The organism is Cyclobacterium xiamenense, assembly GCF_042140265.1.
GTDB lineage: Bacteria > Bacteroidota > Bacteroidia > Cytophagales > Cyclobacteriaceae > Cyclobacterium > Cyclobacterium xiamenense_A.
Map to the genome: position 1 here is coordinate 2784023 of NZ_CP159481.1, position 17816 is coordinate 2801838.

16 protein-coding genes are annotated in these 17816 nt (G+C 46.9%); 8 read left to right on the forward strand and 8 right to left on the reverse strand.

Translation table 11 applies throughout. The features are described from left to right. Positions 1 to 285: 285 nt before the first annotated feature. Positions 286 to 933 (reverse strand): peroxiredoxin, encoded by a 648-nt coding sequence (locus tag ABWH99_RS11620; RefSeq protein ID WP_375586443.1) that lies wholly within the window; start codon positions 931 to 933, stop codon positions 286 to 288. 265 nt (positions 934 to 1198) lie between these two features. Between ABWH99_RS11620 and ABWH99_RS11625 the strand changes: the two genes are divergently transcribed. The 3 genes from ABWH99_RS11625 to ABWH99_RS11635 all read left to right on the forward strand — a co-directional run bounded on the left by ABWH99_RS11625 (position 1199) and on the right by ABWH99_RS11635 (position 4403). Beyond that, positions 1199 to 1951: a TIGR00730 family Rossman fold protein gene (locus tag ABWH99_RS11625; protein WP_375586444.1), complete on the forward strand. Its 753-nt coding sequence runs from the start codon at positions 1199 to 1201 to the stop codon at positions 1949 to 1951. A 115-nt stretch (positions 1952 to 2066) separates the two neighbouring features. Next, on the forward strand, positions 2067 to 3401 hold the full coding sequence (locus ABWH99_RS11630; RefSeq protein WP_375586445.1) for an NAD-binding protein: 1335 nt from the start codon (positions 2067 to 2069) through the stop codon (positions 3399 to 3401). A 582-nt stretch (positions 3402 to 3983) separates the two neighbouring features. Further along, the gene (locus ABWH99_RS11635) at positions 3984 to 4403 is read left to right on the forward strand and encodes a LytR/AlgR family response regulator transcription factor (protein ID WP_375586446.1); all 420 of its coding nucleotides are present in this window, start codon (positions 3984 to 3986) and stop codon (positions 4401 to 4403) included. A 3-nt stretch (positions 4404 to 4406) separates the two neighbouring features. Here the strand turns inward: ABWH99_RS11635 and ABWH99_RS11640 are convergent, their stop codons facing one another. Next, the gene (locus ABWH99_RS11640) at positions 4407 to 5627 is read right to left on the reverse strand and encodes an S-adenosylmethionine:tRNA ribosyltransferase-isomerase (RefSeq protein ID WP_375586447.1); all 1221 of its coding nucleotides are present in this window, start codon (positions 5625 to 5627) and stop codon (positions 4407 to 4409) included. 162 nt (positions 5628 to 5789) lie between these two features. Here ABWH99_RS11640 and ABWH99_RS11645 point away from each other — a divergent pair, with 162 nt between their 5' ends. The 4 genes from ABWH99_RS11645 to ABWH99_RS11660 all read left to right on the forward strand — a co-directional run bounded on the left by ABWH99_RS11645 (position 5790) and on the right by ABWH99_RS11660 (position 11357). Next, positions 5790 to 6920 carry an o-succinylbenzoate synthase gene (locus ABWH99_RS11645; protein WP_375586448.1) on the forward strand — a complete coding sequence of 377 codons (1131 nt, stop codon included), beginning with the start codon at positions 5790 to 5792 and terminating at the stop codon, positions 6918 to 6920. 102 nt (positions 6921 to 7022) lie between these two features. Continuing rightward, positions 7023 to 8429: a sugar porter family MFS transporter gene (locus ABWH99_RS11650; protein WP_375586449.1), complete on the forward strand. Its 1407-nt coding sequence runs from the start codon at positions 7023 to 7025 to the stop codon at positions 8427 to 8429. A gap of 13 nt (positions 8430 to 8442) precedes the next feature. Then, a complete protein-coding gene (locus ABWH99_RS11655) occupies positions 8443 to 9606 on the forward strand; it encodes an AGE family epimerase/isomerase (RefSeq protein ID WP_375586450.1) in 1164 nt (387 codons plus the stop codon). Positions 9607 to 9635: 29 nt separating this feature from the next. Beyond that, positions 9636 to 11357, forward strand: a complete 1722-nt coding sequence (locus tag ABWH99_RS11660; RefSeq protein ID WP_375586451.1) for an FAD-dependent oxidoreductase — start codon at positions 9636 to 9638, stop codon at positions 11355 to 11357. Positions 11358 to 11373: 16 nt separating this feature from the next. Here the strand turns inward: ABWH99_RS11660 and ABWH99_RS11665 are convergent, their stop codons facing one another. Beyond that, positions 11374 to 12657, reverse strand: coding sequence for an acetylxylan esterase (locus tag ABWH99_RS11665; protein WP_375586452.1), 1284 nt, complete (start codon positions 12655 to 12657; stop codon positions 11374 to 11376). 364 nt (positions 12658 to 13021) lie between these two features. On the opposite strand from ABWH99_RS11665, the gene ABWH99_RS11670 reads away from it, so the two are divergent. Next, on the forward strand, positions 13022 to 13480 hold the full coding sequence (locus ABWH99_RS11670) for a cold-shock protein (protein WP_375586453.1): 459 nt from the start codon (positions 13022 to 13024) through the stop codon (positions 13478 to 13480). 108 nt (positions 13481 to 13588) lie between these two features. Here the strand turns inward: ABWH99_RS11670 and ABWH99_RS11675 are convergent, their stop codons facing one another. The 5 genes from ABWH99_RS11675 to ABWH99_RS11695 form a co-directional block, all read right to left on the reverse strand. Then, positions 13589 to 14665 carry an MBL fold metallo-hydrolase gene (locus tag ABWH99_RS11675; protein ID WP_375586454.1) on the reverse strand — a complete coding sequence of 359 codons (1077 nt, stop codon included), beginning with the start codon at positions 14663 to 14665 and terminating at the stop codon, positions 13589 to 13591. A 151-nt stretch (positions 14666 to 14816) separates the two neighbouring features. Then, positions 14817 to 15359: a 5'(3')-deoxyribonucleotidase gene (locus ABWH99_RS11680; RefSeq protein ID WP_375586455.1), complete on the reverse strand. Its 543-nt coding sequence runs from the start codon at positions 15357 to 15359 to the stop codon at positions 14817 to 14819. Continuing rightward, on the reverse strand, positions 15356 to 15949 hold the full coding sequence (locus ABWH99_RS11685) for a hypothetical protein (RefSeq protein WP_375586456.1): 594 nt from the start codon (positions 15947 to 15949) through the stop codon (positions 15356 to 15358). The genes ABWH99_RS11680 and ABWH99_RS11685 overlap by 4 nt, the downstream gene beginning before the upstream one ends. Positions 15950 to 16058: 109 nt before the next feature. Then, entirely contained in the window at positions 16059 to 16466 is a 408-nt protein-coding gene (msrB, locus tag ABWH99_RS11690; protein ID WP_375586457.1) for a peptide-methionine (R)-S-oxide reductase MsrB, read from the reverse strand. Positions 16467 to 16494: 28 nt separating this feature from the next. Further along, positions 16495 to 17697, reverse strand: a complete 1203-nt coding sequence (locus ABWH99_RS11695; RefSeq protein ID WP_375586458.1) for an aspartate aminotransferase family protein — start codon at positions 17695 to 17697, stop codon at positions 16495 to 16497. Positions 17698 to 17816 lie beyond the last annotated feature (119 nt).

The window sequence follows — 17816 nt, forward strand, 5'->3', positions numbered from 1 at the left end:
GCAGGCAATATGGGTTATGGGAGTATAGATGGCTCAAATCCAGATTCGCCAAATACCCTCTGACTTCCTGGAATATTTTTTCACGCTGTGTATTTCTTGCCGTCAGATCAAATCGAATCTAATAAATTCGTTGAAATTTTTAATTCGTTGACGCATTGAAACCTCCTATTCCCGGGTGGTTATCCAGCTTGATTTCTCTGGAATAATTGGCTATTCCCTTGCTAGAAGATACCAAAAAAGCAGGCCTTTTTCAGGCCTGCTTGTATAGTTAATGGCTGAATGATTTTAAATGCTTTTTTTAGCCAAATAGAAATCGACCATTTCCAAGTCACTGTTTTCTCGTTCCGTCATTTCGGCAACGGTTTTTGGCGGGGGAACAATCACTTTATCTCCTTCCCGCCAGTCCAGTGGCATGGCTACTTTGTGTTTGTCAGCTGTTTGCAGTGCAACCAGCGCGCGCTTGATCTCGTCCATGTTTCTGCCCACATTCAGCGGATAATACATGATCAACCTGATTTTTGCGTTCGGATCAATGAAAAATACAGCCCGGACGGCAGCCGTCTCGCTTTCACCTGGCTGAAGCATGCCGTATTTTTTGGACACGCTCATGTCAATATCCGCGATGATGGGAAACTCAAATAGCACGCCTGTATTTTTCTTCACGTTATTCACCCAGGCGATGTGTGCGTGGATGGAATCAATACTTAATCCGATCAATCGGGTATTTTTCTCATCGAAAAATTTCTGCTCCAGCGCAAATCCGCTCATCTCTGTGGTGCAAACCGGAGTGAAGTCGGCTGGGTGGGAAAATAAGATGGTCCAGCTATCCTGGATGTATTCGGAAAATTTAATGGGTCCGGTAGTCGTCATGGCTTCGAAATCCGGCGCAAGATCGCCGATTCGTGGCATGGTTGTCATATTTTCTTCGTTCATGATTGTATCTATTTTTGTTGTGTGCGTTGATGACATAAAGGTCAGCGAAATATTCGTTTTGTAGGGTGACTCTTGTCACCCTTCGGCTACTTTTCTGATGTATCCACTGGCAAACTACGTTTGTAATCACTTTTAATACGGGTGTAGGGTAGGGTAGGAAACTTTCCCTATATTTGGCCTTCTAAATCATTTGCGATAAAGTAACTTTTCACGGTATTCTGGCGTTGGTACTGTACCGAAATCAGAAAAAAACTTTTAGAATACGATGATTAAAGAAGAGAGGAAAAAAATCAATCCCCTGGTTAACCCAGAGGAAGAGGCGTTTTTTGCCGGGCCCCAGACACGGTTTAAGGATTTTCGATTTGGATTCAAGGTGCTGCTTGAGTTTATTCGAGGTTTTCGGATGTTGCACTTTGTAGGTCCCTGCGTGACTGTTTTTGGCTCAGCCCGCTTTGAGCCGGAGGATGATTTTTACAAATTGGGCGTTCAGGTAGGGGAGTCTATCAGCCATCTTGGCTTCACGGTAATGACCGGCGGAGGTCCGGGTATCATGGAGGCAGCCAATAAAGGGGCCAAATTGGCGGGTGGAAAGTCCGTAGGCTGCAACATCATCCTACCATTTGAACAATTTCCCAACACCTACCTGGATAAGTACATGAATTTCAAGTATTTCTTTGTGCGAAAGGTTCTCCTTTCCAAGTACAGCTATGCATTTGTGGTGCTTCCAGGCGGTTTTGGAACGCTGGATGAGTTTTTTGAGGCGTTGACACTTATACAGACCCGGGTGATGAAGCGGTTTCCGGTCGTTTTAGTGGGTACCGCATTTCATCAGCATCTATATGAACACATTCAATCCATGGCAAAAGAGGGCACAATCAGCGAATCGGACCTCGACTTATTTCTATTAACCGATAGTGTGGAGGAAATGGAAATGCATCTTAAAAAATACGCGATCGAAGAGTTTGGATTGAAAAGGAAAGATCCCGTAACCCCTTCCAAATTGCTTGGAGAGGGTTGATTTCAACCGACCCCACAGGAATAGCTTCTTTTTACCGACATTTGGCCTGATTGTTGAAAACCGAGTACTCCAAAAAGTGGATGCTTAGCGAAGTAGCCCACGCAACGTCAAAAAAATGGGTGCTAGCTCGAAACAGAAAGGAAAGAAAGACTTGGTTTTGCTGGGGCTGGGGTTTTCCGGATTGGAATTAATCCGCTACTCGCTCTTGAACCCCAGCCTGCGATCCATTACCGTTATTGCTGAATCCCGATCCGATTTTTTCGTCTTGGAGGCACTGTGTTCCTTGAAAAGCATTGCTCAGGGCTTTTTTCTTTCCGAAGGTTCGTTCAACACCATTCGTTGGAAATTTCTGGTCGAAAAACTAAAGCGAGTGGATGTGGATGAAAAACAAATTTTATTTGGTGAAGGGTCAATTAGCTTTGATTTTCTGGTACTGGTAAACGAGTGCCGGCCGAAATTCCTGACCCATACGAAAGGAGATTTATTCCCCGGTCTGGACCACGAGGATACAAATCGGGATAAAACACTGGGAAATTTCAAGCGGGTAGTGGTTTGCGGAAATGGGTTTGTTGCGCTTGCAATGGCCGATTACCTTCTGGGCAAAGGGCTGGAGCCTACCCTGTTGACGGATCAAAGCGTCCTTATAAGTGTGCATTTTCCGCAGGAAGAGGCCTGCTTATTGGCTAAGCAATTTCGAAATAAAGGCATTAAACTTCTGTTTAACCAGGAAATTAGCAGCTACGAAGTAGGTTTAAAAGGCGAAATAAAGGGTGTACACCTCAGGGATGGGTCTCAAATGGCCTGTGAGCTGGTCATTTATGAGAATGGCACCTTTGGAACGTTTTCCTGGCTTTGTGAGCATTGGCATCCCGGCGGCTACCCATGTGAAGGGAAGGATTCAGGGGTGAACCGGTCTGCCGAAGGAATCTACGTATTGGGTAGAAAAATGTACACGGGGGAAACCATTGCCAGGGATTTCCCGGAGTTATCCTTTCGCGAACAGGGGTATCAAATGGCTAAAAATATTGCCGGGTCACACGCGTTCCTTGAAGCGAAATCCAGCTGTTCCAATTTATTTCGTGTGGTGGGTCTGGAATGGGTTACCTATGGTGACTTTTCCACTCTTTGTGGAAAAGATTCGCAAAATTTTTATTGGGAACACCCTTCAGGTAGGGTTTCATTTCGGTTGGTATTTGATACATCTCATTTTTCCGTGCTTGCACTGGGCACTCTGGGAATGCATTTTGTTCCCGATTTCGTCGAGGCTGCTATTCAAGACAAACGACATGTATCGGATTTTATGGCAGACTTGGAGAAAGGTGTTTTTGCTGGAAAAATGGACCCTGAAATCTTGCCAAAGATTACCAAGGCATTTTCGGTAGAATTCCGAAAGATTAACAGACAGAAGAATCCCACTTTCATGCATAAACTATTGGACCGATTTTCTTGATCTGGAGCATACAGCACAAGGTATTTCTCATGTAGGGTCAATTTTATCCTCGCTTTCGTTCAGAATGGCTTGGTCCCGGGGTTGTCTCATTTCCCGAAGTTCAGAAATGGTCCCGGGTTATGTGCTACCGTTTGTAACCCAACCCGAATAATAAGAGCGGTCGTTTTTGGGTGCTTTTTCCCAGGTTACCAGACAATCGATCGAAAGCACGCGGGGTGACTTTTTGCGGGTTGGCTGGTATTATTCAAAAAAATTTAGAAATTTTCACTACAAAGTGGATTAGACAGTGAAATAGAATGACTTGCAGATTCTATTTTGGGTAAAGTCGAATACCTTTGGAAATAAAAATATACGACTGATTTTTAAATTCAAACTACTCCGTAAGGGGTATAAAATACCTATTTTAAGCAGTAAGTGTGTCCACAGTTTTTTGAGAAAGGCGTCCAGCTACCGGTAACATGCCTTTTTGACCAAACAAAGAAAGCAACGACCCTTTGTCGGAAGGTGAATATTTTTACCAGCCACAAACATTTATTTGGTTACCGTGTTACTTATTTGACAAATCTAAGCTTATTACTCAAGATGGGACTCAAAGAAAACGTACAGGAAATGATGGAAGATGTGGTCAATGAAACGGCCGACATGGCACTTGATACGAAAGAAATTTTAATCAAAGATGCAATCTTCATAAGAGACAAAGGCTGTTTAACCAAAGTCGCCTACTCAGATATTGTCTACCTTAAAGGAGACGGTAATTATACTACGTTGATCACAAAGGAAAAAAGTTTCTCCCTGCGTAATATTTTGAAGGAGTTCGAAGAAATGCTGCCTACCCGCTTATTTTTGAGAATACATAAATCATATATTGTAAATCTCAATGACATTAAAACCATATCTCCGAAAGAGGTGACCGTGCTAAAGGATAAGGTGCCTGTCGGGAGAACCTATTACCAAACCTTGATCAACGGCATTCAAAAACTGGGCAGCAACGGTTTTGATTGATAATTAGTGGCTTATCTTTTTGTTCCAGAGAAGACTACTGTCTCCATAACTTAAGAATCGGTATCGCTTCGCCAGCGCCTCGGTGTAAATTTTTCTCCACTGTTGGTTGGTAAAGGCAGCAATAAGCAGGATAAGGGTAGAGCCCGGCTGGTGAAAATTGGTTATCAGCCCGTTGCACACACGGAACGTATATCCCGGAAAAATAAATATTTCGGTAGCTCCGATGAGGTGATCGCTTTTGTTTTGCTCCATTTTTCTCAACACGGCTTCAAAGCTCTCTTGGCGGGAAACGGCCTTGGCGGCAGGGTCGTAAGGAGCTAATTTCTCGATAAAAAACTCCGCGGAGGGATCCGAAATCAGGTTCACACCGTACCAATACAAGCTTTCCAGTGAACGCATGGAGGTGGTGCCAACGGCAACGATGTTGCCACTTGCCTGATACAGTTGGGTAACGGTTTCTTTGGTAAAAACCATTTGTTCCCGGTGCATGGGATGTTCGGTAATGTTGTCGTGTTTGATCGGGAGGAAGGTTCCTGCACCAACATGCAATGTCAGGTAATGCAGGGGAATGTTTTTGTCCCTAATTTCTTTGAGGGTTTGTTCGGTAAAATGCAATCCGGCAGTCGGGGCCGCAACGGCACCATCTATTTTTGAGTAGACAGTCTGGTAGCGAAGTTTATCTGTTTCCTCGGCTTTTCTATTTAGGTAAGGAGGCAAGGGAATCTCACCAGCTGCCTCAACCAGCGCGGCAAACGAAACATCCGATGGAGTCCAGCAAAATTCCACCTCCATGCTATCTCTGGCAACCAGGCGGGCTTTTAGCTCGTAGTTTTGTTGGTTAATGCGGATTTCATTTTTGATTGCCTCTTCCGATTTCCATCTTTTCAGGTTACCGATCATGCATTTCCAGACCACAGGTCCTTGGCTTTGCATGCTCTCTTGAATGAGCGTGGACGGTGCGACCGGGTTTAGTAGAAAAAGCTCTATCACTCCGCCCGTAATTTTTTTAAAGTGGAGTCTTGCAGGTATAACTCGGGTGTCGTTAAAAACCAAATGGCTGTTTTTCGGTAGCAGCGTTGGGAGGTCTGAAAAGCGGTGATGTCCAATCCGCCCATCTTCGAAATGCAACAAGTTGGAGGCATCCCGCTTTTCCAGAGGAAACTTGGCAATGAAATCTTCGGGCAATTCGTACTGGTAATCGTTTAGTTGAGGCGTATCTTCCATGCGTCTGTTCGGGCAATTGGGGAAATGAAAATAGGACGCAAAGATACAATTTTTGTTTGAAATGATTTGCCCGGAGTACCTGGGTGTCCCGTGTTCGCTCGATGTGGAGGATGTTTTTTTAAAGCAAAAAGTGCGCTCAGATGTAAAAGAAAATGCGCATATTTGACAGGAATAAAAAAAGCGATGATGGCAGATGGTTTCACGATGCGGGCGACGATCCGGCCGTATACCCTGGACTTTACCTTTGACGCCGGGACCAGTAGGGGCGTGTTGCGGGAAAAGCAAACTTTTATACTTCGGACGGATTCCTCTGCTTTTCCAGGTAGCTGCGGATTGGGAGAAGCCGGACCCTTGAAAGGCCTGAGTGTGGATGATCGCCCGGATTTTCTGCAACGATCCCAGGAAATTTTGGAAGAAGTAGGCGACGTCGAGTTTCCTTTTGATCCGGAAAAAATCCTTCAAAAAATATCCGAGATGCCGCTTGAGGAGTTTCCAAGTCTTCGTTTTGGTTTGGAAACGGCTACCTTGGACCTGTTTTATGGAGGGAAACGAAAATTGCTTCCCAACCCTTTTTATGATCTGGGCAAGCCCATTCCCATCAATGGGTTGATCTGGATGGGGGATCGGACCTTTATGAAGAAACAAATCGATCAGAAGCTCGGCCAGGGGTACGATTGCATCAAAATGAAAATCGGTGCCATCGATTTTGACCTGGAATTGACTTTGTTGGAAGAAATTCGCAACAACTATTCCGATGAAGAAATAACGTTGCGGGTGGACGCAAACGGTGCTTTTGGTGCGAACGAGGCCATGGATAAGCTGGAAAGGCTTGGGAGATTAGGGATCCATAGCATCGAACAACCAATAGCTCCGGGGAATTGGGAGCAGCTGGAGAAGATTTGCCGGGAATCTCCGGTCCCGGTTGCTTTGGATGAGGAGTTGATTGGCATTACTGAAAGGAAGCAAAAGAAAGCGTTATTGGACCAGGTACGCCCGTCTTTCCTTATTTTAAAGCCTACCTTACTTGGAGGCATACTCGCCACGCGGGATTGGATTCAGCTGGCCGAACAGGCAGGCATTGGGTGGTGGATGACATCTGCGTTGGAAAGTAACATCGGTCTCAATGCCATTGCTCAGTTTACGTCTACCTTGCACCCAAAACTTCCGCAGGGATTGGGAACCGGTACCTTGTACCAAAACAATATCGGCTCTCCGCTGCACATAACTTCTGGCAAACTGAGCTATGAACCACAGAAGGGCTGGTCCTTACCCGAATGGCTGAAAATGGGTTAAGCAATGGCGAATGGCTGGGTTTATACTGGTAGCCGGAATGAAAGAAATGAAGAAACCAACAGCGAATAGCAACTGATTTTCAAACCTTTTGAGCGGACCTTTATGATCGCGGAAACATCTTTACGGTACATTGTATTCCTTGCACTTATCGCCGCCGTAGGTGGCTTTTTATTCGGATACGATACGGCAGTCATATCTGGTACCATCGGTCAGGTGAGTACTCAGTACGCGTTGGATGCGCTCGCGCAGGGTTGGTACGTGGGATGTGCACTGCTCGGGTCCATTTTGGGAGTTTCCATCGCGGGTCGGTTGGCCGATACGGTCGGCAGAAAGAATGTAATGATCCTTTCCGCACTATTATTTGCTGTATCCTCCCTGGGCTGTGCATTAGCGGGCAGTTTTTTTTCCCTGATCACTTACCGAATTATCGGTGGCGCAGGCATAGGCATGGTGTCGATTGCCTCTCCCATGTACATTTCTGAGGTAGCCCCTTCGGGCATACGGGGGAGTTTGGTTTCCCTGTATCAGCTGGCCATCACCATCGGTTTTCTCGCCGCGTATTTGGTAAACTACCAGCTTTTAAACTGGGTTGCTTCCGGCGTCTTTCGTACCTCGGGGCCCTGGAGTTTGTTTTTTTACGAAGAAGTCTGGCGAGGCATGTTGGGTATGGAGTTGTTACCTTCTTTATTTTTTTTGGCAATTTTGATGTTAATTCCCGAAAGCCCCAGGTGGTTGGTGATTCGGAAACGCTTGCCAGAGGCGGCTCGTGTATTTGGTAAACTGTATCCGGACGGTCGAATCGCAACGCAGAAAATTTCCGAGGTTCAGGAGCAAGCAGCCAAAATCAGTGAAACCAACCTGGGCTTATTAAAAAATCCAAAAATTCTTCGACCGGTCCTATATGGAATGGGTATCGCGGTCTTGGGACAGTTCATGGGGGTCAATGCCGTGCTGTATTACGGTCCTGGAATTTTTGAACAATCAGGTTTGTCCGACGGGGACGCGCTATTTTATCAGGTGATGGTGGGTTTGGTCAATGTAGTGACCACGATTTTGGCCCTGCTAATTATCGATCGGGTGGGTAGGAAAAAGCTTGTGTATTTTGGTGTAAGTGGCATGATTATCAGTCTTTTTCTGATCAGTTTTTACTTCCAATTTGGGGACTCATTGGGTTGGTCTTCGCTAGTGCTACTGGTGTTGTTTCTGGTCTATATTTTTAGCACGGCGATCAGTATTTCTGCCGTGATTTTTGTCCTGCTCTCCGAGATGTATCCCAATAAAATTCGCGGTTTGGCCATGTCGATGGCGGGATTTTCACTTTGGGTGGGGACCTTTCTCGTAGGGCAACTTACCCCCTGGTTTTTAGAGAAACTGGGACCTTCCGGTACCTTTCTTTTCTTTGCTCTCATGTGTTTTCCGTACCTTTACATCATTTGGCGTAAGATTCCCGAGACGGCGGGCAGGAGCCTGGAGGACATTGAATCCTATTGGCTGGGTGATAAAAACTAAAAATGAATGCTCCATGAGACACTATTTGGAAGCGTATAGGAATGAATTGCTTGACAGGGTGATTCCCTTTTGGATGGAACGCAGTCCGGATCCGGTCCACGGCGGGTTTTTTACTTGTTTGGATCGAACAGGGGAGGTGTACGATACGGATAAATTTGTGTGGCTACAAGCACGGCAGGTCTGGATGTTTTCCATGCTATACGCCAGGGTGGAACCAAATCCTGCATGGCTTCGCCTGGCGAGAGAGGGTGCATCTTTTCTTCAGAAATACGGAAGGGACGGCAGCGGTGATTTTTATTTTTCACTTAACAGGGCGGGTGCGCCACTGGTGCAGCCGTACAATATTTTTTCCGATTGTTTTGCCGCTATGGCGTTTTCCGCACTTTATAAAGTGGATCCAGAGCCCGCCTATGCAAGCCTTGCCACCCGTACCTTTCAGCGAATTCTCAGCCGGAGGGATAATCCAAAGGGGGTCTATTCCAAGGCCGTTCCCGGGACACGAAACCTTAAGAGCTTCGCTCTTCCCATGATCCTAAGTAACTTGACGCTTGAAATGGAACACCTTCTGGAACCGGGATTGGTAAATGAATTGGTGAGGGCAGTGATCCATGAGGTGATGGAGGTGTTTTTGGACAACGAAATGGGTTTGGTATTGGAGAATGTTTTAGAAGATGGAAGTTTTTCGGATTCCTTTGAGGGTCGGCTGACCAGTCCAGGGCATGCAATTGAAGCCATGTGGTTTATGTTGGATTTATCCCGTCGTTTTGGTGACGAGTCCTTGCAAGATCGGGCCATTACAACCGGATTGAAAACACTGGAATACGGATGGGATACCACCTATGGCGGGATCTATTATTTTTTGGATTGCAAAGGCCACCCTCCGGAAAAACTGGAATGGAATCAAAAATTGTGGTGGGTGCACCTGGAAACGCTGGTGTTTTTGGCAAAAGCGTACCAGATCTCTGGGAATAAAGCTTGCTTAAACTGGTTCGAAAAAGTGCACGATTACACCTGGGCCCATTTTCGCGATCCGGATTATCCCGAATGGTTTGGCTATCTTGACAGGTACGGACGGGTACAATTGCCCCTGAAGGGAGGGAAGTGGAAAGGCTGTTTTCATGTACCTCGTGGTCTGTATCAGGTTTGGCAAACCTTGGAGCAAACGGCATCTCATTAAATCTTACTTGGAACATACACAGATATCCTATGAAGCGAAGAGAATTTATTGGCAAAGTAGCCCTCGGGACTGGTTCGGTAGCCTCGGTACTTGCGCTGCCCACCATCGCAGCGAGCAGTACCAGGAAAGTAAACCTGCGGGAAAATGGAGCCGTCTACGAAGCGGACCTGATTATCGCTGGCGCAGGACTCGGCGGCTGTGCCGCAGCGTTGGCCGCATTACGAAATGGGCTATCGGTGGTGATGACGGAAGAGACCGATTGGCTGGGCGGGCAGCTTTCCCAGCAGGGGGTGCCTCCGGACGAACACCAATGGATCGAAACCCATGGTGCCCCCGAGTTGTACCGACTTTTTCGGGACAATATCCGCGCGTACTACAAACAGCATTATCCGCTGACTCCTGAAGCAGCCGCCAACGAACGACTTAATCCTGGAAATGGATCCGTTTCCAGGCTGTGTCACGAGCCCAAAGTGGCCCACCGGGTGTTGGAAGAAATGTTTGCTCCCTACGAAAGCGCCCGAAGAATCCTTATATTGAAAGAAACCAAGGTCGCATCCGCCAATGTCATGGGGAATCGTGTGCAAGAGTTGGTGCTGAACGACGTCCGAACTGGAAATAAAGCGGTGGCCAAAGGAAGGTATTTTGTAGATGCCACCGAACTGGGGGAGTTACTTCCCCTTACGGGAACAGAATACATCACCGGTAGCGAATCCAAATACGATACCGGAGAATTACATGCCGGAGAAACGCACCGGCCGGATAACAACCAGGCATTTACCGTATGCTTTGCCATGGACTATGTGAAAGGAGAAGACTGGACCATTCCTCAACCCGAAGAATATGCCTTTTGGCGGGATTTTACTCCGGAAATGCGTCCACCCTGGGCAGGAAAGATGTTGGAATTGAATTACAGCAATCCGAGGAATCTGCAGCCCAAAGAATTGGGCTTTCACCCGGAAGGTTATCCGACTGGAGATAGCCTGAACCTAATGCTTTACCGAAGAATTTTGCACCAGGCTAACTTCAAATCGGGATTTTATCAGGGTGATGCCACTATCGTCAACTGGCCCCAAAACGATTACGTATCCGGAAACATCGTGGACGTAAGTGAGGAGGACTTTCGCCGTCATGTCCATGCAGGGAAACAACAGAGCCTTTCCCTGCTTTATTGGCTGCAAACCGAAGCGCCCCGGCCTGATGGAGGCAAAGGTTGGCCCGGCTTGCGTTTGCGAAACGACTTGATGGGTACTGCGGATGGATTGGCCAAATACCCCTATGTGAGGGAATCCAGGCGGATCAAGGCGCTTTTTACGGTTTTGGAAGAGCATGTGGGTGCGGAGCAGCGGGCTCAGATTTCCGGACTGAAAGGGGAGGAGCTCACCGCAGCATCGTTTTACGATAGCGTGGGGATTGGGTACTACCACATTGATCTGCATCCAAGCTCCGGGGGGGATAATTACATTGATTTTGGCTCCCTTCCGTTCCAAATTCCACTTGGATCGCTACTTCCCAAAAAAATGGAAAACCTCCTTCCGGCAAATAAGAATATCGGCACCACGCACATCACCAATGGTTGCTTTCGCTTGCATCCCGTGGAGTGGAGTATAGGAGAAGCGGTGGGGATGTTGGTTCCCTTTGCATTGGAAAAAGGAGTGTCACCGCGTACGGTGCGGGAAGACCGCTCTTTGCTTTATTCCTTTCAGGAATTCATCCGGTCTCAGGGCATAGAGACAAGCTGGACGAGCAATTGATTTCCAGACCATTGGTTTATTCCACGCGGAGTTTTTCCATAAGCCAGCGCTGCCCTTCCTCGCTTTGCTCCGGGTACCGCCAATGTGCCGCATCGAGGTAGCCAGAAAACGTTTTTTTTCCGGGAATGACGTTGAAAGCGGCATGCATGGAGGTAGGCGGACAGACATTGTCATTGAATCCCCAGGAATAAAACCCGGGTACCGTGACAAACCGTGCAAAGTTGGCGACATCGTAATACCGAGACGTTTCCACTTTTTTGGGTTGGTTGGTCCACTCGTCCTTGAACAGGTGCGGCCAACCGCCTGCACGGCCATGCAAGTAACCGGTTAGGTCGGCGAGTGCCGGGTAATAGCTGACAAGGTAGCGAATTCGATCGTCAAGGCCGGCGGTTACAATAGCCAAAGCACCTCCCTGGCTGCCGCCAATGACACCGACCGTTTCTCCGTCAAACTCTTCTAATGAGAATAAAAAATCTACTGCGCGGACACAACCCAGGTAGACCCTTTTGTAATAGTAGCGATCTTTATCTTCCAGGAATATCCGGTTATAATCCCTCAGCGCACCCGCCGAAAGGTTTTGATAGATGGGTGAATCGTAAAGATTTACTGGAATTCCGTGAATACCGATTTGTAGGGAAATTACATTTTCGTCGATCATTGCCCCGTAATAGGGACGGATGCCGGCGCCCGGAACATGCAGGATTGCCGGGTAGCTACCTGGTTTTTTTGGTTTGCTTAAAATGCCATAGATGCGCCCGCTGATGTTCCGAAAATGAACATGATAGACATCGGTCAGGTGCGTGGAACGTTCCGGTAGGTGAGTCAGCACGGGTTCAAGCGGTACCTCTTTTAGGGCTGCTTTGTTTTGATTCCAAAATTCACTGAAATCATCCGGAAGGTAGGTAGTCGGCAGGATCGCGTCCGGATCAATCGCGGCCGTTCCTGTGTTTTGGTAAGTACTGCCATTTTCACTGTAGGTAATCCTGCATCGGACAAAGCCGGGTGTAGAGAGTGTTCCTCCGCTAATTGTTCCATTTCCTTTTTTTAGGACCATTTCGCCTTTGATTTCCGGAGGCATCTGCTCTGGACCTATTTCGTACCGTATTTCAGCATCCTCGACCAACTTACCGAACTTATAGATCGCGACATCAAAATCAATCCGCTCGCCGGTACTATAGGTCATATCGGGGGCGGAAGGGCTGACCATGATGCGGATAAATTGACCCTGTTGGGATTGTGGCAAGGCCTCCACAACCATCGAGAGAAACAATACGGTAAGGAAAAGGACGTTTTTTTTCATGGGAACTCGTTCGTTAATTGAATTTATATGGCCATTTTACCCGGATAAATCTGGCGTACAATTTACCGGAGACAGAAGAAAACATTCAAAATTTACATGAAAGATACGGCAAAATTGAATTAATGGCACAATGAAAAATATAATACAGAAAGGAAATAGGAATAATCCATTATTTTGGTCAAATTTGTACGTACCTAACAGGCCACAGCATACTAACCCAGGATTAGGTTTCGGATCGCAATTGATTTTTTTATCTCAGTCCCTGTTCCCTTTCGATTGGTGAAACTTCAGGCCTTCGGGCAACATTCTTTGGGTAGTCTTTGTTGTACCTTTGGTGCAAGTAACGTTCAACAAAAAGTAATTTATGGCAAAATCGAAAGAAACATTTAACAAAAAAGAAAAAGAGAAAAAAAGATTAAGGAAGAAGAAAGAGAAGGAAGAAAAAAAGGAAGCCAGAAAATCCAATTCCAATAAAGGAGGCGATCTGGATGATATGATTGCCTATGTGGATGAGGAAGGCAACATTACTTCTACCCCTCCGGACCCTACGGTAAAAAAGAAAAAAATTGAGTTGGAGGACATTGAAGTGAGTGTCTCGAAGCAGGCCCCTGTGGACCCGGAAGATCTTAGAAGGAAAGGAAAGGTCACTTTTTTCAATGAGTCGAAGGGATACGGTTTTATCAAAGACCTGGAATCTCAGGATAGTGTGTTTGTCCACGTCAAAGGCTTGGTAGATGATGTTCGTGAAAACGATCAGGTTACATTCGAAACCGAACGAACGCCCAAAGGCTTGAGTGCCATCGACGTAAAACTGGCCAAATAAAGGGCTGGATTTATAATAAAATTTGTGAGTCGCTTAGCAGTGGAGCAATACTCCGCTTCTTTGCGCACAAACTATGGAAGTCCGGTTGGGAGAAGGTCACCGGTTTTTTTACTTCTGAAACAGGTTCATTCCGAGAAAGGGCCTGAGGAGTTTTCCATTCAATTGTCCCTCGTTGGTTTCCAAGACGTCCCAGGGTTCCATCTTTGGTTCGTCCGATAAATCAAACGTTCCATAATGCATGGGTATGAAATACGCACCTCCCAGGGTGTTGAAAGCGCTTATTGCGTCGGGAGGGCTGATGTGTGCCTGCGCCATGAACCATTCCGGCTTGTAGGCTCCCACACCCATTAAGCAATACTGTGGCGCGCCCATGATCGATGAAATATCCTTAAAATGGGGTCCAAATCCGCTGTCACCCATGAAATAGATTGTTTTCTCTGAGGTAGAAAGGTAGAAACCACCCCAAAGGTTTTCGTTCAAATCCCATAACCATCGTCTCGACCAGTGGCGGGCAGGGAGGTAGGTAATCGTAATATCGGCTGTTTGAAATTCCTGGTACCAACCGGCTTCCTGTATCTCCTGGCCCTGTGTCCAGTCACCAATAACGTCCCCAACCTTCAACCCGGTAAGTATTTTCATATCCGGATTTTTTTCGGCCAGAAACTGTATGGTTTTTTTATCGCAATGGTCACGGTGATTGTGCGATAAGAGTAGGTAATCAATGGTGGGAAGCGCTTCCACCGGAAAGGGCAATTCGCTCTGCCTTTTTAGAAAAAAGTTATCAAATAAAACCGGGTCGGTGATTATGACCTTGCCGTTCAGCTGCATTAGAAAACTCGCATGCCCCAGCCAAATTAAAAAGTCTTCCCCATTTTTTGGGAGGTACGCATCGGGCGCAACCGCCAGTGTACGGGTATCGTTTTTCTTTTCCTCTTTCTGTGGATTTTCGGAGGTTTGCCATTTCCACAAGTCCGCAAAACTTGATTCAAATTCATGGTACAAATTGGTGAACTGGCCGTTTTCGTTCATTGGTGTGCCCTTCCAATCTGCGGAAGGGTGAACGGTTTTCAACCTCGGATTGTGCATGTAAGTGATTTTTTTTGAGTTTTCAGAAACGGAACAACTGCCAAAAACAACCAGCAAAAAGCTCATCACTCGGATAAATGGTACAATTGTTCTGTTCATTTTTGTTGGTACTGGTTTAAAGCGCGAGCGCTGAGGTACACGGTATTGGATGAACGCACGCGAATATTCCTTCAAATCGTTCCTATAACTGTCCTGAAATAAGAAAGTTCAGACCTTTCAGTCCGGTAGGGTAGGGAAGCTGCTAGGGAACTTACCCCTCGGGATGCGCTTTTACGTCGGTTACCAACAGTCGGGCCAGTTCTTGCCAGGATCCTACCCTAAGGTGCCGGCCCGGCGAGGCGTTTTCGTTGTGAGGTTGGGTGAATAAATAAGTTTCTCCCTCGAAAGCATCAAGATTTTTGAAGTGGTCATCAATCATGATATCCGTTCGGATGATTTCTTTCGAGCCACAAAACACCATGCGCTGCCAGGAAATAAAGGGAAAATGCCGGCTGAGCCAGGCTTGCTTCTCCTGCAAACTTCGAGGAAACTCCGTCGCAGCGGAAACGATAAATACCTTGTATCGCTCGTGAATTACTTGTAAGGCTTCTTTCGCTCCCGGGATGAGCGGAGCATTTTCGAAGAATCCTGGTGTATGCACATGTTTTTCTAGCAATGGAAAAGCCTCCCGCTCCTTCAGGCCACGAATCGCTTCCGCTACCAAATGCTCGCCGGTGTCCTGAAAGTGCATGTCGATAAACTGTCGGTACACATCTGCCAACACCCCGTCCATATCTACGGCAATGGTTTTCATGAATTCGTCTTGTTTAGTGCATCCACCAATTGGCGGTTTAGCTTGCGTTCCCGCTCCAGGGTATTCCTTCGGTGTTGCTCGAATTCCTCCCGCAGGTCCTCCAGACTCTGCTTTGTTTCTGCGGTAATTCGATGGCTCCGTTTGAAACGTATAAAGGAGACCAGCAGTACGAGCAACAACAGCGCGATGATCCCCCAAACCAAATTGGTGTAAAAGCGCTTGTGTAAAAGAGTGCCAAAAATCCGAAAGCTATCTCTCTCGGCAATTGCCTGTGCCAATTGATCGTTGGTTTGCGAAACTTTCTGATTGAGCTGGTTGATTTGGTTTTTATTCTCCTGAAGTGTGGTATTTAACTGTTGAATTACCCCTTGATAGTGGGCGATGGAGTCCCCGATATTTGCTTCCAATTGCTCTAGCTGCGCACGTTTCACTACCTTGTATTCCTGGTAATTGGAGGAAACCTTTTTCAGGTATTCAAACTGCTCTTGTATGGTGCCTTCGTTCGAAGCAGGATCCGGGTTTTCGTCCTGTGCGAGCATTTCAGGCTGCAAACCTAAAAAAAGGGGAAGTAAAAAATAAATGATTCTCATGGCCGAATTGTTTCAAATTGCTAATCGATGCAAACCGCAGTTCAATTATTATGCAAAACTAAAAAAATATAAAGGAAAAGAGGGTCATTTTTGTGAAGAAGTGCTTGTCTTAGGGTTTTTTCTTAAAGTTCATGGATACCGAGTTGATGCAATATCGTATGCCTCCCTTTTCAGAAGGGCCATCTGGAAAGCGGTGGCCCAAATGCCCCCCACATTTCGCACAACAGATTTCTTCCCGGATCATTCCATGAGAGTAATCCATGGTTACTGTTATGGCATCTTCGGAAACGGGATGGGTAAAACTAGGCCAGCCGCAGCCACTATCGTACTTATCCCGACTATGAAAAATCTCGTTGCCGCATCCGCGACATTCGTAAATACCCGTGTCTTTGTTTAAGTAATACTCTCCGGTAAAGGCCCGTTCGGTACCTTTTTGACGCAACACCCGGTATGCCTCGGGATCTAATTTGTTTTTCCAATCGGCTTCGCTCAACCGATCGGCTTCGTTTTTTTCCATTATTCCGTACTTTTTTCTTTCTGAATAACTACAAGGGAGGGTGAATGGTTTCCTGTTCTTCGATGGACTGGAGGATTTTCTTACAGGCAAAGACAATTTCGTCTTCCGTGATGGTAAGTGGCGGTGCTATCCGCATGGCTTGGTCGCAAAACAGAAACCAATCGGTGATCACGCCATTAGCGATACATCGATCGATGATGGGCTTTAAAACGGCAAATGATTCGAAAACCAAGGCCATCATTAATCCCTGGTTACGTATTCCCTGTATCTTCGGGTGTACCAATAGCCGTTTAAACAAGTTGGCTTTTTCATCCACTCCGGAGGTTAACTGTTCCTCTTGAATAACGCGGATTGTGGCAAGAGACGCGGCCGCACTTACGGGATGGCCACCAAAAGTAGTGATATGGCCCAGGAGCGGATTGGATTTCAGTACGCTCATCAGGTGCTTCGAGGCGATAAAGGCGCCGATGGGCATGCCTCCTCCCATCCCTTTGGCGCAGACGAGAATATCAGGCTGTATGCCCATTTGTTCGAATGCCCAAAAGGTGCCGGTTCGCCCGAAACCTGCCTGAATCTCATCAAGGATTAATAAAGCCCCTGTTTTCGTACATTTTTCTCTCAGTGCCAGAAAGTAGTCCCGTTCTGCCACGCGTACTCCTGCTTCTCCCTGTATGGTCTCGATAATGATCGCTGCTGTGTTTTCAGTAATTTGATTGAGATCTTCTGGTATTCCGTAGCGAATTTGCCGCACACCGGGCACGAGGGGCCGATAGGCCCTTTTGAATTGTTCATTTCCGCCCACAGAAAGTGCTCCATGGGAGGATCCGTGGTAGGCATTTTCACAGCAAATCACTTCGGGGCGGTTGGTATATCGTTTGGCAAGTTTCAGGGCGCCCTCTACGGCTTCACTTCCACTATTGACCAGGTATACATTGTCGAGTGCTGCTGGTAAGGTGCCGACCAAGGCCTCTGCCAACTGGACTTGAGGTTGCTGCACGTATTCCCCGTACACCATCAGATGGAGGTACTTGTCCGATTGCATCCGCATGGCTTCCAGCACTTTCGGATGTCTGTGGCCAACATTGCTTACGCCGATACCGGAAATCAGGTCCAGGTACCTGGATCCGTCCGGGCCGTAAAGAAACACACCCTCCGCCCGGTCTATTTCTAGCATGAGTGGAAAATCAGTTGTCTGCGCCAGGTGGGAAAGAAATAATTGTCGGTTATTCATGGAAAGAAAATTGATTCATGAGAAGGTACCCAAGCGGGGCGCCTTAGACGAAACGTCGGCTGGTACAAAAGTACAGATATACACGCGGCTTTTAAAACGCTTGTCGGTAAGCAAAGGGA